The organism is Dyella sp. (assembly GCF_035685805.1).
Lineage (GTDB): Bacteria > Pseudomonadota > Gammaproteobacteria > Xanthomonadales > Rhodanobacteraceae > Dyella_A.
Genome location: NZ_DASSAB010000057.1, coordinates 23,181 through 36,486, shown reverse-complemented (window position 1 = coordinate 36,486; position 13,306 = coordinate 23,181). Strand labels below are relative to the sequence as shown.

Annotated in this window: 13 protein-coding genes; 8 read left to right on the top strand and 5 right to left on the bottom strand. The window is 67.2% G+C overall.

Translation table 11 applies throughout. The annotated features are described in order from the left end of the window. Window positions 1-86: 86 nt before the first annotated feature. The gene (locus VFG40_RS16420) at window positions 87-425 is read right to left on the bottom strand and encodes a P-II family nitrogen regulator (RefSeq protein ID WP_324899497.1); all 339 of its coding nucleotides are present in this window, start codon (window positions 423-425) and stop codon (window positions 87-89) included. A 260-nt stretch (window positions 426-685) separates the two neighbouring features. On the opposite strand from VFG40_RS16420, the gene VFG40_RS16415 reads away from it, so the two are divergent. From VFG40_RS16415 to yihG, 8 genes are all read left to right on the top strand, one after another. Next, the gene (locus VFG40_RS16415) at window positions 686-1,144 is read left to right on the top strand and encodes an SUF system Fe-S cluster assembly regulator (protein WP_324899495.1); all 459 of its coding nucleotides are present in this window, start codon (window positions 686-688) and stop codon (window positions 1,142-1,144) included. Beyond that, entirely contained in the window at window positions 1,141-2,607 is a 1,467-nt protein-coding gene (sufB, locus tag VFG40_RS16410; RefSeq protein WP_324899493.1) for a Fe-S cluster assembly protein SufB, read from the top strand. The genes VFG40_RS16415 and sufB overlap by 4 nt, the downstream gene beginning before the upstream one ends. 8 nt (window positions 2,608-2,615) lie before the next feature. Beyond that, window positions 2,616-3,074: a lysozyme inhibitor LprI family protein gene (locus VFG40_RS16405; protein ID WP_324899491.1), complete on the top strand. Its 459-nt coding sequence runs from the start codon at window positions 2,616-2,618 to the stop codon at window positions 3,072-3,074. Beyond that, window positions 3,071-3,586 carry a GNAT family N-acetyltransferase gene (locus VFG40_RS16400; protein ID WP_324899489.1) on the top strand — a complete coding sequence of 172 codons (516 nt, stop codon included), beginning with the start codon at window positions 3,071-3,073 and terminating at the stop codon, window positions 3,584-3,586. The genes VFG40_RS16405 and VFG40_RS16400 overlap by 4 nt, the downstream gene beginning before the upstream one ends. Before the next feature lie 42 nt (window positions 3,587-3,628). After that, a complete protein-coding gene (sufC, locus tag VFG40_RS16395) occupies window positions 3,629-4,402 on the top strand; it encodes a Fe-S cluster assembly ATPase SufC (RefSeq protein WP_324899487.1) in 774 nt (257 codons plus the stop codon). After that, a complete protein-coding gene (gene sufD / locus VFG40_RS16390) occupies window positions 4,399-5,706 on the top strand; it encodes a Fe-S cluster assembly protein SufD (RefSeq protein ID WP_324899485.1) in 1,308 nt (435 codons plus the stop codon). Before sufC ends, sufD begins: the two co-directional genes overlap by 4 nt. A gap of 99 nt (window positions 5,707-5,805) precedes the next feature. Then, a complete protein-coding gene (locus VFG40_RS16385; protein WP_324899483.1) occupies window positions 5,806-7,047 on the top strand; it encodes a cysteine desulfurase in 1,242 nt (413 codons plus the stop codon). A gap of 1,485 nt (window positions 7,048-8,532) precedes the next feature. Further along, window positions 8,533-9,423 carry a 1-acylglycerol-3-phosphate O-acyltransferase, YihG family gene (gene yihG / locus VFG40_RS16380; RefSeq protein ID WP_324899481.1) on the top strand — a complete coding sequence of 297 codons (891 nt, stop codon included), beginning with the start codon at window positions 8,533-8,535 and terminating at the stop codon, window positions 9,421-9,423. A gap of 353 nt (window positions 9,424-9,776) precedes the next feature. On the opposite strand, the gene VFG40_RS16375 is transcribed toward yihG, so the two are convergent. The 4 genes from VFG40_RS16375 to VFG40_RS16360 form a co-directional block, all read right to left on the bottom strand. Beyond that, window positions 9,777-10,379, bottom strand: coding sequence for a hypothetical protein (locus VFG40_RS16375; protein ID WP_324899479.1), 603 nt, complete (start codon window positions 10,377-10,379; stop codon window positions 9,777-9,779). Further along, entirely contained in the window at window positions 10,360-10,953 is a 594-nt protein-coding gene (locus tag VFG40_RS16370) for an AHH domain-containing protein (protein WP_324899477.1), read from the bottom strand. Before VFG40_RS16370 ends, VFG40_RS16375 begins: the two co-directional genes overlap by 20 nt. 248 nt (window positions 10,954-11,201) lie before the next feature. Continuing rightward, window positions 11,202-11,573 (bottom strand): YciI family protein, encoded by a 372-nt coding sequence (locus tag VFG40_RS16365; RefSeq protein ID WP_324899475.1) that lies wholly within the window; start codon window positions 11,571-11,573, stop codon window positions 11,202-11,204. Between the two features lie 462 nt (window positions 11,574-12,035). Then, complete coding sequence (locus tag VFG40_RS16360) at window positions 12,036-12,884, bottom strand: YiiX/YebB-like N1pC/P60 family cysteine hydrolase (protein ID WP_324899473.1); 849 nt, start codon at window positions 12,882-12,884, stop codon at window positions 12,036-12,038. Window positions 12,885-13,306 lie beyond the last annotated feature (422 nt).

Sequence of the window (13,306 nt, the reverse complement as noted above, 5' to 3'; positions counted from 1 at the left end):
AGAACAGGGCGACCGTCAGAGCGAGCAAGCTGACACTCGCCCTTGCCCGCCACGTTCCCCGTTCCCGGTTCCCCGCTCCCCGCACGTCAAAGCGCATCGGCGTCGACCTCCTGCGTGCGGATGCGGATCACCTGCTCCAGGTCGAACACCATGATCTTGCCGTCGCCCACCTTGCCGGTGCGCGCGGTGGAACTGATCGCCTCGATCGCGCGCTCGGCGACCTCGTCGCTCACGGCGATCTCGATTTTCAGCTTGGGCAGGAAATCCACCACGTACTCGGCCCCGCGATACAACTCGGTGTGGCCGTGCTGGCGACCAAAACCCTTGACCTCGGTGACGGTCATGCCTTGCACGCCGGCCTCGGCCAGCGCCTCGCGCACCTCGTCGAGCTTGAACGGTTTGATGATCGCGGTGATCCACTTCATGGCGTGCCTTGCTCCCCGTGCGGCGCTTGTTTGTTGCGACACAGCAGATTGCGTGCCAGCGGGCTCATCCGCCGGCAACAGTCCGCGAAAGCTGGGCGGGGGCCCGTCTGTAGCGCGACCAGGACGACGGCGCGCGCGTTCCGGGTGCGGTGGTTAGCACGCTGCTGGTGCAACAAGGGAGCGCTGCGACGTGCTGTCGGATTGACCATCGGGGCCCAAATCCGTACCATTTTGGTCTTGATTAACCGGGCCCGCTTGCCATGCTCCGTGTCAGCCGCCTCACCGATTACGCCGCCGTGGTGATGACCTGCATCGCTGCGCATCCGCACAGCGTGCTGAGCACCGCCCAGATTGCCGACGAGACGCACCTGGAGCTGCCCACGGTGAGCAAGCTGCTGAAGTCGCTCGGTCACGCCGGGCTGGTCGACTCGTTCCGCGGCGTCAACGGCGGCTATCGCCTGGCGAGGCCAGCCAGCGAGATCAACCTGGCCGAGATCGTCGAGGCCATGGAAGGGCGTATCGGCATGACCGAATGCAGCACCGACGGCCAGTGTGACCGCGAATCCCGCTGTGGCGTGCGCGGCAGCTGGCGACAGATCAACGACGTGCTCGACAGCGCCCTGCGTGGCGTGAGTCTGGCCGACATGCTCAGGCCGCCGGTCCGTCCGGCGCAGGCGACCATCGCCATCAGCGAGATCAAGGGCAGGACCATCGCATGACCAGCGAACATACCGAAACCATCGCACCGGTCGACAACGCCGAGGTGATCGAGGCGCTGGGTCGTCGCTACGCGGCCGGCTTCGTCACCGACATCGAGACCGACTATCTGCCGCCGGGCCTCTCCGAAGACATCGTGCGCGCGCTCTCCGCGCGCAAGCAGGAACCGGAGTGGATGACCGAGTGGCGGCTCAAGGCCTATCGCCACTGGCTGACCATGCCCACGCCGGACTGGGCCAAGCTCAAGGTGCCGGCGATCGACTACCAGTCGATCAGCTACTACGCCGCGCCGAAGGAAGGCCCCAAATCGCTGGACGAGGTCGACCCCAAGCTGCTGGAAACCTACGAAAAGCTCGGCGTGCCGCTGCACGAGCGGGCCAAGCTCGCCGGCGTGGCGGTGGACGCGGTGTTCGACTCGGTCTCGGTCGGCACCACCTTTCGCAAGGAACTGGCCGAGGCCGGGGTGATCTTCTGTTCGATGAGCGAGGCGATCCGCGAACACCCGGAGCTGGTCAAGCAGTACCTCGGGTCGGTGGTGCCCGCCGGCGACAACTACTTCGCCGCCCTCAACTCCGCGGTGTTTTCCGATGGCTCGTTCGTGTTCGTGCCCAAGGGCGTGCGCTGCCCGATGGAGCTGTCGACCTACTTCCGCATCAATGCAATGAACACCGGGCAGTTCGAGCGCACCCTGATCATTTGCGAGGACGACGCCCAGGTGTCGTACCTGGAAGGCTGCACCGCACCGCAGCGCGACGAGAACCAGCTGCACGCGGCGGTGGTCGAGCTGGTCGCGCTCGAGCGCGCCAACATCAAGTACTCCACCGTGCAGAACTGGTACCCCGGCGACGAGAACGGCGTTGGCGGCATCTACAACTTCGTGACCAAGCGCGGTGACTGCCGCGGCGATGATTCCAAGATCAGCTGGACGCAGGTGGAAACCGGCTCGGCGATCACCTGGAAATACCCCAGCTGCGTGCTGCGCGGCGACCGTTCCGTGGGCGAGTTCTACTCCGTCGCGCTTACGCATCACCACCAGCAGGCCGACACCGGCACCAAGATGATCCACCTCGGCAAGGGCACCAAGTCGAAGATCGTCTCCAAGGGCATCTCGGCCGGCAAGAGCTCCAACAGCTACCGCGGGCTGGTCAAGGTGGAGAAGGGCGCCGACAACGCGCGCAACTACACCCAGTGCGATTCGCTGCTGATCGGCAAGCAGTGCGGCGCCCACACCTTCCCCTACATGGAGGTGAAGAACCCCACCGCGATCGTCGAGCACGAGGCGACGACGTCGAAGATCTCCGACGACCAGCTGTTCTACTGCCGCGCCCGCGGCATCGGCGAGGAAGACGCCGTGTCGATGATCGTCGACGGCTTCTGCAAGCAGGTGTTCAAGGAGCTGCCGATGGAGTTCGCGGTGGAGGCCAAGAAGCTGCTCGAGGTCTCGCTGGAAGGCGCGGTGGGATGAGGGGTGGGATGAGGCGTCGCATCGTCGTCTGGTTGCTCGTCGCCGCGCCGGCTGCGGCCCCCGGCGTGTACGCCGGCGAAGCCCCGGGCGATTGCCGTGCGGAGCAGACGCAGGCCGGGCTGAACGCCTGTGCCGGCGCCGGATTCGCCCAGGCCGATGCCGAGTTGAACCGGGTGTGGCGGGCGATCGTGGCCAAGTACGCCGACCAGCCCCTGTTCCTCGCTCGCCTGAAAACCGCACAGCGTGCCTGGCTCGCTTTTCGCGATACCGAGCTGGGCGCGCGCTTTCCGCTCGCGCCGGGCCAGCAGGCGGGCGTGCAGTACGGCTCGGCGTTCCCGATGTGCGAAAGCCAGCAGAAGGCGCGGTTGACCGAGCAGCGCACGGCGCAACTCAGGGCGTGGCTGGACGGCGTGGAAGAAGGCGACGTATGCAGCGGATCGATCAAGCACAAGGACACACTGCAGTGACGGACGGAACGCACCCCACTGGCGTGCGCCTGCGCCCCGCGCAACCGCACGACGTGCCCGAGATCCTCGCACTGATCCGCGAGCTGGCCGACTACGAGAAGCTGCTGCACGAGGTGGACGCCAGCGAGGCAGACATCGCACGCGACCTGTTCGGCGACACGCCCCGCGCCCACTGCGACATCGCGCAATGGAACGGCGAGGTCGCCGGCTTCGCGCTGTGGTTCTACAACTACTCCACCTTCCGCGGCCGCGCCGGCATCTATCTCGAAGACCTGTTCGTGCGCCCGGCCTTCCGCGGCAACGGACTGGGCAAGGCGTTGATCGCCCACCTCGCCGCGCGCTGTGTCGAGCAGTCGTTGCCGCGGCTGCAGTGGTCGGTGCTGGACTGGAACAAGCCGTCGATCGCGTTCTATCAATCCCTCGGCGCGGTGCTCACACCCGAGTGGCTAGGCTGCCGCGTCACCGGCGATGCGATGGCGGCGCTGGCGCGCACCGCGCCGCCCGTTTGCTGAGCGTTCCACCTTTTTTTTGCACGTCATTTACCAGGCCATCCCATGACCACGCTGACCATCGACAACCTGCACGCCCGCGTCGAGGGCAAGGACATCCTCAAGGGGCTCAGCCTCACCATCCGGCCCGGCGAAGTACACGCCATCATGGGCCCCAATGGCGCCGGCAAGTCCACGCTGGGCAACGTGCTGTCCGGTCGCGAGGGCTACGAGGTCACCGCCGGTTCGGTCACTTTCGACGGCGTGGACCTGCTGGCAATGGAGCCGGAGGCGCGCGCTGCGGCCGGCGTGTTCCTGGCCTTCCAGTACCCGGTGGAAATCCCCGGAGTGAACAACACCTACTTCCTGCGCACGGCGCTCAACGCGCAGCGCAAGGCGCGCGGCGAGAAAGAGTTGGACTCGATGGCGTTCCTCAAGCTGGTGCGCGAGAAGCTCAAGGACCTGCAGATCTCCGACGAGCTGCTGCACCGGGCCGTCAACGAGGGCTTCTCCGGTGGCGAGAAAAAGCGCAACGAGATTTTCCAGATGGCCGTGCTGGAACCCAGGCTCGCGATTCTGGACGAGACCGATTCGGGCCTGGACATCGACGCGCTCAAGCAGGTCGCCCACGGCGTCAACGCCCAGCGTTCGCCCGAGCGCTCGGTGCTGATGATCACGCACTACCAGCGCCTGCTCGACTACATCGAGCCGGACTTCGTGCACGTGCTGGCGGACGGCCGCATCGTGGAGAGCGGCGACAAGACGCTCGCCCACAAGCTCGAGGCGCAGGGTTACGCGTGGCTGCGCCAGCACGGCGAGCCGGCCGGAGCCGCCGTATGAAGCATGCGGTGCCCACGCCGTTCTACATCTCGCAGCTGGCGGAGGAACTCGTGCCCAGCGGCGTGGACTGGCTCGACCAGGCACGCCACGACAACCGCGAGGCATTCGCCGCCACGGGCCTGCCCGACACCCGCGTCGAAGCCTGGAAGTACTCGCCGCTGCGCGCGCTGGACCAGCGCGGCTTCAGCCTGGGCGACGCGAAGATCGCCACCCGCGCGGTCGATCCATCCACGCTGGCGCTGCCGGGCGTGAACGGGCCCCGGCTGGTATTCGTCAATGGCGCACTGCGTGAGGATCTTTCCCGACGTGAGGGGCTGCCGGATGGGCTGAGCGTGCAATCGCTCGCCCAGGTGCTGCGGGCCGATCCGGAATCGCTGCGCAACGCGCTCGGCACGCGCCACGAGGGTGCCGGCGACGCGTTCGTGCAGCTCAATGCGGCCTACGCGCGCGACGGCGTGGTGCTGCGGGTGGCGCCCGGCGTGAAGGTGGCCGAGCCCGTGCACCTGTGCTTCGTGGGCGCCGCCGCCGAAGGCGACGTCACCTGGCACCTGCATAACGTGATCGAACTGGGCGAGGGCGCCGAGCTGTCGGTGGTGGAGCATCACACCACCAGCGGAGCGCACGCCCACCTCGGCACCCTGGTCACCGACATCACGCTGGCCCGCGACGCCCGCTACCGCCACGCGGCGCTGCAGCTGGCGGCCGCCGGCAGCAGCCTGATCCGCCGGCACCGGATCACCCAGCACGCGCAGTCGCATGCCACCGTCCACGGGCTGGAGCTCGGTGGCGCCATGAGCCGCCACGAGCTGGAGGCGGAGCTGACTGGCGACGGCGCGCGGCTGGAAACGCGCGGCGCGTTCGTGCTGCACGGGCGCCAGCATGCCGACACCCAGATGATGATCCGCCACAAGGCGCTGAACACCGCGTCGGACTCGGTCTGGCGGGGCGTGGCCGACGACCGTTCGCGCGGCGTATTCCGTGGCGCGATCCTGGTGGCGCCCGGCGCGGACGGCAGCGACGCCAGCCTGAGCAACAAGAACCTGCTGCTCTCGGCGCGCGCCGAGATCGACACCAAGCCCGAGCTGGAGATCCACGCCGACGAGGTCAAGGCCGCACACGGCGCCACCATCGGCCAGCTGGACGAGCGGGCCCTGTTCTACCTGCGCTCGCGCGGCGTGCCGCACCTGCAGGCACGGGCCATCCTCACCGCCGCGTTCTGTCGCGCGGTGCTGGACGATCTGCCCAATGACGCGCTGCGCGAACACCTCTCCGAGCTGGTCGCCCAGCATCTGCCGCAATCCTGACGCTGCACCCCGGCGCCTTCGCCGTCAGGCGGGGCCGGGGCAGGAAATCCACTTCGCCGGAAACCCACGAACGCGCCGCAGCCCACCACCGGATACGCCATGAACGCCGCCGTCAAAGCCCCCGCCCTCGACATCCAGCGCATCCGCGCGGACTTCCCGCTGCTCGCGCGCACCGTGCACGGCAAGCCGCTGGTCTACTTCGACAACGCCAACACCAGCCAGAAGCCGGCCTGCGTGATCGAGGCGATGGACCAGCACTACCGCGAGCACAACGCCAACGTGTCGCGCGCCGTGCACCTGCTCGGCGAAGAGGCGACCAACGCCTACGAGGGCGCGCGCGACAAACTCGCCCGCTTCATCAACGCCGGCTCCCGCAACGAGCTGGTGCTCACCTCCGGTACCACCCAGGCGATCAACCTGGTCGCCTACAGCTTCGCGCTGCCCCGCCTGAAAGCGGGCGACGCGATCCTCACTACCGTAATGGAGCACCACGCCAACATCGTGCCGTGGCAGCTCGTCGCCCAGCGCGCCGGTGCCACGGTCAAGGCCGCGCCGATCAACGAGCGTGGCGAGCTGATCGTGGAGCGCTTCTTCGACCTGCTCACGCCGGAAGTGAAGCTCGCCTGCGTCACCCATGTCTCCAACGTGCTCGGCACGGTGAACCCGGTGCGCGAGATCGCCCGCGAGTGCCGCAAGCGCGGTATCCCGCTGCTGGTGGACGGCTCCCAGGCACTGCCGCATCGCCCGGTCGACGTGCAGGCGCTGGGCTGCGACTTCTATGCCTTCACCGGCCACAAGATGCTCGCGCCCACCGGCACCGGCGCGCTGTGGGCGAAGAAGGAGCACCTGGAGTCGATGCCGCCGTTCTTCGGTGGCGGCGAGATGATCCGCGAGGTGCGTTTCGACGGGACCACCTTCGCCGAACCACCGCACAAGTTCGAAGCCGGCACACCGAACATTTCCGGCTTCGTCGGGCTTGGCGCGGCCGTCGACTACTACCAGTCGCTCGGCTTCGAAACGATCCACGCGCACGAGCAGATGTTGCTCGCCTATGCCACCGAGCGGCTGCGCGAGGTGCCGGGCCTGCGCATCTTCGGCGAGGCGGCGGAGAAGGAATCGGTGATCTCGTTTCTCATCGACGGCGCCCAGGCGACGGATCTGGCCACCCTGCTCGACCTGCAGGGCATCGCGGTGCGCTCGGGCCACCACTGCGCCCACCCGCTGATGCAGTTCTACGACGTACCCGCCACGCTGCGCGCCTCGCTGGCGTTCTACAACACGCGCGAAGAAGTGGATGCATTTGTCGAGGCGCTGGTGAAGGTGCGCAAGCTGTTGATGTGACGTCCTGGCGCCGGCGCGCGCCGCCTCAGCCGCGGCCGTCCCGGCGCTACTTCGGCCCTTGCCTCCTTCGCCATTCCGGCACCCACACCGGTCGTTCCCGCGAACGCGCCAAACCATGGCGGTCTCGAGGGCGAAGAGCCATTGGATTCCCGCTTCCGCGGGAATGACGCCAAGGGTGGCCGGAGTTCTGAGGCCCCATCCGGGCAACGCTCCATCAGACCGGGAGCGCTGCCACACCCCCCGCCGACATTCCCGCGCACGCGGGAATCCATGGTGATCTTGGGGCTGATGGGCCATTGAATTCCCGCTTCCGCGGAATGACGCCAAGGAAGGCCGGAGCGTTCCCGGGCTCCGTCCCAAGCGACGCTCCACCCACACCCGAGTGCTGCCACACCCCTCACCGTCGTTCCCGCGCACGCGGGAATCCATGGTGATCTTGAGGGCGAGGCAATTGGATTCCCGCTTTCGCGGGAATGACGCCAAGGAAGGCCGGAGCGTTCCCGGGCTTTTTCCCAAGCGACGCTCCACCCACACCCGAGTGCGGCCACACCCCTCACCGTCATTCCCGCGCACGCGAGAACCCATGGTGATCTTGGGGCTGATGGGCCATTGAATTCCCGCTTCCGCGGGAATGACGCCAAGGAAGGTCGGAGCGTTCCCGGGCTCCGTCCCAAGCGACGCCCCACCCACACCCGAGCGCTGCCACATCCCTCACCGTCACTCCCGCGCACGCGGGAATCCATGGCGATCTCGAGGGCGAAGGGCAATCGGATCTCCACTTTCGCGGGAATGACGCCAAGACAGGCCGGAGCGTTCTCGGGCCGCATACCAGGCGATGTTCCACCGCCCCGAGCACCGTCACACCCCTCGCCGTCATTCCCGCGAACGCGGGAATCCATGGTGATCTTGGGGCTGATGGGCCATTGGATTCCCGCTTCCGCGGGAATGACGCCACGGTAGGCCCGAGCGTTCCCGGGCTCTGTCCCAAGCGACGCTCTACCCACGCCCGAGCGCTGCCACAGCCCTCACCGGCATTCCCGCGCACGCGGGAATCCTTGGTGATCTCGAGGGCGAGGGCCATTGGATTCCCGCTTCCGCGGGAATGACGCCACGGTAGGCCCGAGCGTTCCCAGGCTCCGTCCCAAGCGACGCTCTACCCACGCCCGAGCGCTGCCACATCCCTCACCGTCATTCCCGCGCACGCGGGAATCCATGGTGATCTTCAGGCGGACGGGCATCTCGATTCCCGCTTCCGCGGGAATGACGACAAGGCGAACCGGGCGCTCGCGCGACGCCCGATCCGCGACGCTTTCCTTCACCTGCACGACCGCGCCGGCACCATTGTTCCGTTACGCAGCGCGTTCCCTGCGCAAGCGCCGTTTGGCCCCCGCACCCGATCGCGGGCGATTCCGACTGCACCTGACGAGCGTCAGGCCACAATCGCAGCGCCGCGCTAAGCTGTCCTCTACCCCAGACGGTGCCCCCATGCTCGCCTCACTGCCCGCGTTCCTGCGTATCCCCCTCGCCATCCTCCTGCTGCTCGTCAACACGATCGTGCACGTGCTGCCGCTGTTCGCGCTGGCGCTGCTCAAGGTGGTGCTTCCGATTCATGCGTTACGCGTGGCGCTGTCGCGCGCGCTGGTCGCCATCGCCGAGAGCTGGATCGCCGTCAACAGCGCGCTGTTCGATGTCTTCACCCGCACCCGCTGGCGCATCGATGGGCTGGAGGGTCTCACGCGCGACGGCAACTACCTGGTGCTGTGCAACCATCAGAGCTGGGTCGATATCCCGGTGCTGCAGAAGGTGTTCAACCGGCGCATCCCTTTCCTGCGCTTCTTCCTCAAGAGCCAGCTGATCTGGGTGCCGCTGCTGGGGCCGGCCTGGTGGGCGCTGGATTTCCCCTTCATGAAGCGCCACTCGCGCGAGGAGCTGGCGAAGCATCCCGAGCTGGCCGGCAAGGATCGCGAGACCACCCGCAAGGCCTGCGAGAAATTCCGCCACATGCCGGTGTCGGTGATGAACTTCGTCGAGGGCACGCGCTTCACCCGCGCCAAGCACGACGCCCAGGGCTCGCCCTACACGCACCTGCTGCGCCCCAAGGCCGGCGGCGTCGCCTTTGTGCTGGACGCGATGGGTGAGGGCCTGCACGCCATCGTCGACGTCACCATCGTCTACGCCCAGGGCGCCGGCTCGATGATGGATCTGATCGCCGGCCGCGTCCGCGACATTCGCGTGCACATCCGCCAGCGCATTATCGATCCGGCTCTGCGCGGCGACTACGAAAACGACCCTGCCTTCCGCGAGCGTTTCCAGGCGTGGGTCAACGCGCTGTGGGCGGAGAAGGACGCGAAGGTGGGGCAGCTGCTGGACGCCTGATCGAGCGGCGCCGACGCCCCCGGTGGACGAGTGATGGCGTGTGCGCCGCGGACTTGCCGGCGGCCGCTCCGCTGGGTTCGCAGAGTTCAGACCGCTTTCCGTTGGTGCCTGTGCAACGCACCTGAGCACGATTGCTCCGAGACAGAGCAGCGCGTCGTCTACGCGAATTACGCAGCGCTTTCCCGCTGGGAGAAGCTGATTCGGTCCGCTGCACGCCGATTAAGCGGCAGGAATGAAGCGCATGCGCGGCTGACCCGGGTGCGGCCGGTGCGGGACATTGCTCGCAGCCAGGGCACCGAGGAAAGCACATCAGCGCGTACGGATAGCGACCGGCCCTGAATATAAGGACTCGGTCATGCGTGGGGACGGGATCTCTTCGGCGGTGGTCCTGGCTCGGCGAAGGCGAGGCCAGTGATGCCTGCTTTCGCCAGGAGCCGCTCCAAGGCTTCCTTGCCCGCCGCATTGACGTAAATAGAGGCTGCGGCCGTCAGTGGATCCTTGAACACGCTCGCATCGACCGGCACCGCGTGCTCGAAGAACGCTTCTTTTGAGATCGATCCGCTGGGTCGCCGCGTCGACCGCTCCGGGTCGATGCAGGCAATAAGGTTGGTCACGTTGTAGAACCAGCGCGTGTGCCCCGCGCAGTCCATCGCGAGGAACTGGCCGAAACGGGTGAGGAAAGGTTCCAACACCGCCTTGGCCCGATCGTTCATCGCGAGCGCGCCGGGAGTCAGTGCGCTGACATCGGCCAGCGGCTTCGGCTTTTTCTTTCCCGATTCGACGAACACCTCAAGCTGGGGCCTCTTCGCCCAGGCGAGGGGGGCGCCCGCGGTATCGAACATGCCCGATTCCACGTCCTCTTCGCTGGCGAAGACCAGCGGAGCGTAGTCGTTGACCGAGCCGCTCTTGAGTTCCCAGACCGTTGCGTCCATCAGCTCAGTACTCGAAGTCGTCATGGAGGATGTCGTAACGGATGTCCTGCAATGCCAACCTTCCGTTGGTCTGGTTGGATGGTTTTGTCAGAGCAAGTCGCGCGGTCACTGCCAAGTGGTACGCGGTCGTGTGGATGACCTCATGGGCGGTTGCTTCTTCAAGCCCGGGCGGCGCAAATGACCAGTTCTTGGGCAGGAAGACGCCGTTGTCCGCATCGTTGATGCCGATGCCCCAGCGGAAGAGCAGGCTTCTCGACCGGGCCGCGCGCTTGTCCGCGGCTGCAACGATGTGATGCGCATCGGCCTGGGCGTGCTTGGTGGTGCCGGTTGCCTTGGAGACGTTGCGCGCCAGCGTCCGGGAATGTCTTGCTTTGCGGTTCGCGTCGGCGCGGAGTTTCTTTGCCGATGCCGGCAAGGTGACACCGTTCTTGTAGCGCACGCGCGCCAGCCGTCGTTGCTGCAAAAGCTCGTTCCTGAGCTCGTAGGTGTTGATGCCAGCACCCGGCGCCGTGACGAGATTTGCCTCGACCGTCAGATCAAGGATCTCCGTCGTGGTGTACTCCGCTGGTGCGCCAGCGTCCCGCGAGCCTCTGTCCATGGGCCTAGTCCTGATGGGCGAGGGGCTGGAAGATCACGTTTCCGCACGTGCAGACCGGCCCCAAATGTTGGCGGCGAGTATGCAGGAGCGCTCATCCACCCGCACCTTCCCGTGGCCGAACGCGCGCGGGCCGGGTCACTGGGGAGCCTGTCACAGGAGGCGGGCTGCGTCGCCAACGCATAGCCCTCAGCGCCGTTGGCGCGTGGGAGCTCGATGCGACCTGCGCAGTTTCTCCAGCACCCGAGCCCTCACGGCTCCAGATAGAAGTCGATCGGAATCAACTCCACCGCCCAGTCGCCTTCCTCACCGATCTGCGCCGCAGGGTGCATGGCGGCGATGCGCAGGGCCTCGTCGTGGCTGTCCGCCTCGATGATGAACAAGCCGCCCACCACTTCCTTCGACTCGATGTAAGGCCCGTCCGTGATCTGCGTCTTGCCGGCGCGCGGGCGCAGGGTGCGCCAGTTTTCCAGGTCGCCCAGCGAGGCGGACACCCGCACCTTGCCGGTGGCGCGCATCTTCTCGTCCATGGCCGGGCACTGGCTCACGATGGCTTTCACGGCGTCGGGTGCCAGCGCGGCAAATTTCTCGGGGGTGAAGTAGGCGAGGCCGAGGTATTTCATGGGCGTTCCTTGGGTTGGGTTGCAGGTACGACGAGCCGGGCTGCTACAAATCGACGTTTCCCGAAAAGCCGTTGTAGCGCGTTGCGGGCAGGTTATCCGCAGTGGTCGCCTGCGGCGTGTCGGCAGCGATGGGTTGTAACCGGGTGAACCGTCCGCCGACACGCGCACGAGACGCTTTTCTTTCGCTGCGCGTCGTCTCCGTCGGCACGCCCAGGCCTCGGACGGCGCAGCCGGGTGGCTGTCGACGCATTCGCGGCAGCAGGCGAAGCGACGGCCGGGCAGGGGCGCTCTTGCACGCCCCGACCGTCCCATGCCGGACCCCGAGCAGGCGGCAGTGGCTGGTGGCATCGCTCACGCAGCAACCGCGAGTTGACGGGCCGGCGCGCCCCCTGGCCGGCTGGTCGCCACATCGGCTGCCTCGGCAGCGCATGGCGATGCGGAGCCACGCGCGGCCGATCGCCCTCAGTTGTCCGGTGCCGTCTCCGCGGATGCCGATGGCAGCGCCGCCGCGCCGTGGTCCGGTGATCGCTCTTCGTGGCTGTCGTCCAGCGCCGGTTCGGCCCAGCGGATCTGGTGCAGGTTGAAGCCGTTTTCCAGCAGCGGCTTGACGATGCGAAAGTACGGCGAGATGTCGAAGTCACGCGGGGTATAGAGCCGTGAATCCCGGATCCGCAGGATCTCCCGGCGCGCCTGGCGCGCGCCGCGCTGCGCGCGGTAGCTGCGGTCCACGAACGGCAGGATTGGGTAGCGCACGCTCTGGAAGGCGGCCGCGATAAGCGACGAGCAGATCGCCTGCGTGGGCTCGCCGCCACCGAGTGCCAGCATGCGTCGGCGCCAGCGCCCCGGCACCGGCGGCGTGGGCATCAGGTAGCGCATCAGGTCGATGATGTTGCGAACGTCGTAGCGCTGGCCAAGCCGGTGCGCCGCATGGGCAATCACCGCATCGACCTCGGGACCGCTCAGGCCTACCGGGCGGCAGATGCGGGTGTGTGCACCCTGGTAGCTGTGCAGCGCCACGGCACGCACGCCATCGGTGACGTCGGCCTCGATCAACACGTGCGGCCCCAGTCGCGGGTGGCTCGCCATCAGCGCATCGCCCACGTAAAGCGCGGCATGCGACCAGCTCGACTGGCTCAGGTATTTGATCGCGGTACTGAAGCGGCTGCTGCCTTCCACCAGCAACACATCGCCCTTTTTCAGCGACGCCATCAGCAGGTTGAACGCCGAGGTGCTGAAGTGCGTTTCCACCGCACGCGGCTTGGCCAGGAACCGCGCCAGCCGGTGACCGAGCCAGTCCAAGGGATGGAACACGCTGTGACTCCCGCAAGCCCAGATGATTGGAACGTCGCCGGTGACCACCAGAAGCGTGTGGTCGCTGGTCGAGCCGATGCCGTCACCGCCGTTATCGGCGCCCCCGGCGGCGGCTTGACGCCGGTGGCGCGATGTTGCCCCGGTATCGGAGACGCCGGTCGATCATGCCAGGGCGTCAGCGGCCCGTGTCGCGGGGCGTGCCGTGCCGGCCACGTCGATGGCAGCGCGGCCGGGAGCCGACGCACCGGTGCAACGGCAGCGCAGCGCCTGTCGCAAGCCGCCGGAAGCCAGTCGCGGCAAGGTGTTCAGGAGGTCATGAGCCGGGGCCGCAACGGCGAGGGCGGCGGCCGGCCAGGTCGAGCGTGGCGGTTCATCGGGCGCGGCCTCGGTATGTCGCGCCTTCGCGTCCGGCAGGGAAGGTC

Bases quoted from the DNA above. Each gene is read 5' to 3' on its own strand.
- VFG40_RS16365 (WP_324899475.1), bottom strand. From the start codon at position 11,573: ATGAAATACCTCGGCCTCGCCTACTTCACCCCCGAGAAATTTGCCGCG.
- VFG40_RS16420 (WP_324899497.1), bottom strand. From the start codon at position 425: ATGAAGTGGATCACCGCGATCATCAAACCGTTCAAGCTCGACGAGGTG.
- sufC (WP_324899487.1), top strand. From the start codon at position 3,629: ATGACCACGCTGACCATCGACAACCTGCACGCCCGCGTCGAGGGCAAG.
- VFG40_RS16405 (WP_324899491.1), top strand. From the start codon at position 2,616: ATGAGGCGTCGCATCGTCGTCTGGTTGCTCGTCGCCGCGCCGGCTGCG.
- sufB (WP_324899493.1), top strand. From the start codon at position 1,141: ATGACCAGCGAACATACCGAAACCATCGCACCGGTCGACAACGCCGAG.
- VFG40_RS16375 (WP_324899479.1), bottom strand. From the start codon at position 10,379: ATGACGACTTCGAGTACTGAGCTGATGGACGCAACGGTCTGGGAACTC.
- VFG40_RS16385 (WP_324899483.1), top strand. From the start codon at position 5,806: ATGAACGCCGCCGTCAAAGCCCCCGCCCTCGACATCCAGCGCATCCGC.
- sufD (WP_324899485.1), top strand. From the start codon at position 4,399: ATGAAGCATGCGGTGCCCACGCCGTTCTACATCTCGCAGCTGGCGGAG.
- yihG (WP_324899481.1), top strand. From the start codon at position 8,533: ATGCTCGCCTCACTGCCCGCGTTCCTGCGTATCCCCCTCGCCATCCTC.
- VFG40_RS16415 (WP_324899495.1), top strand. From the start codon at position 686: ATGCTCCGTGTCAGCCGCCTCACCGATTACGCCGCCGTGGTGATGACC.
- VFG40_RS16370 (WP_324899477.1), bottom strand. From the start codon at position 10,953: ATGGACAGAGGCTCGCGGGACGCTGGCGCACCAGCGGAGTACACCACG.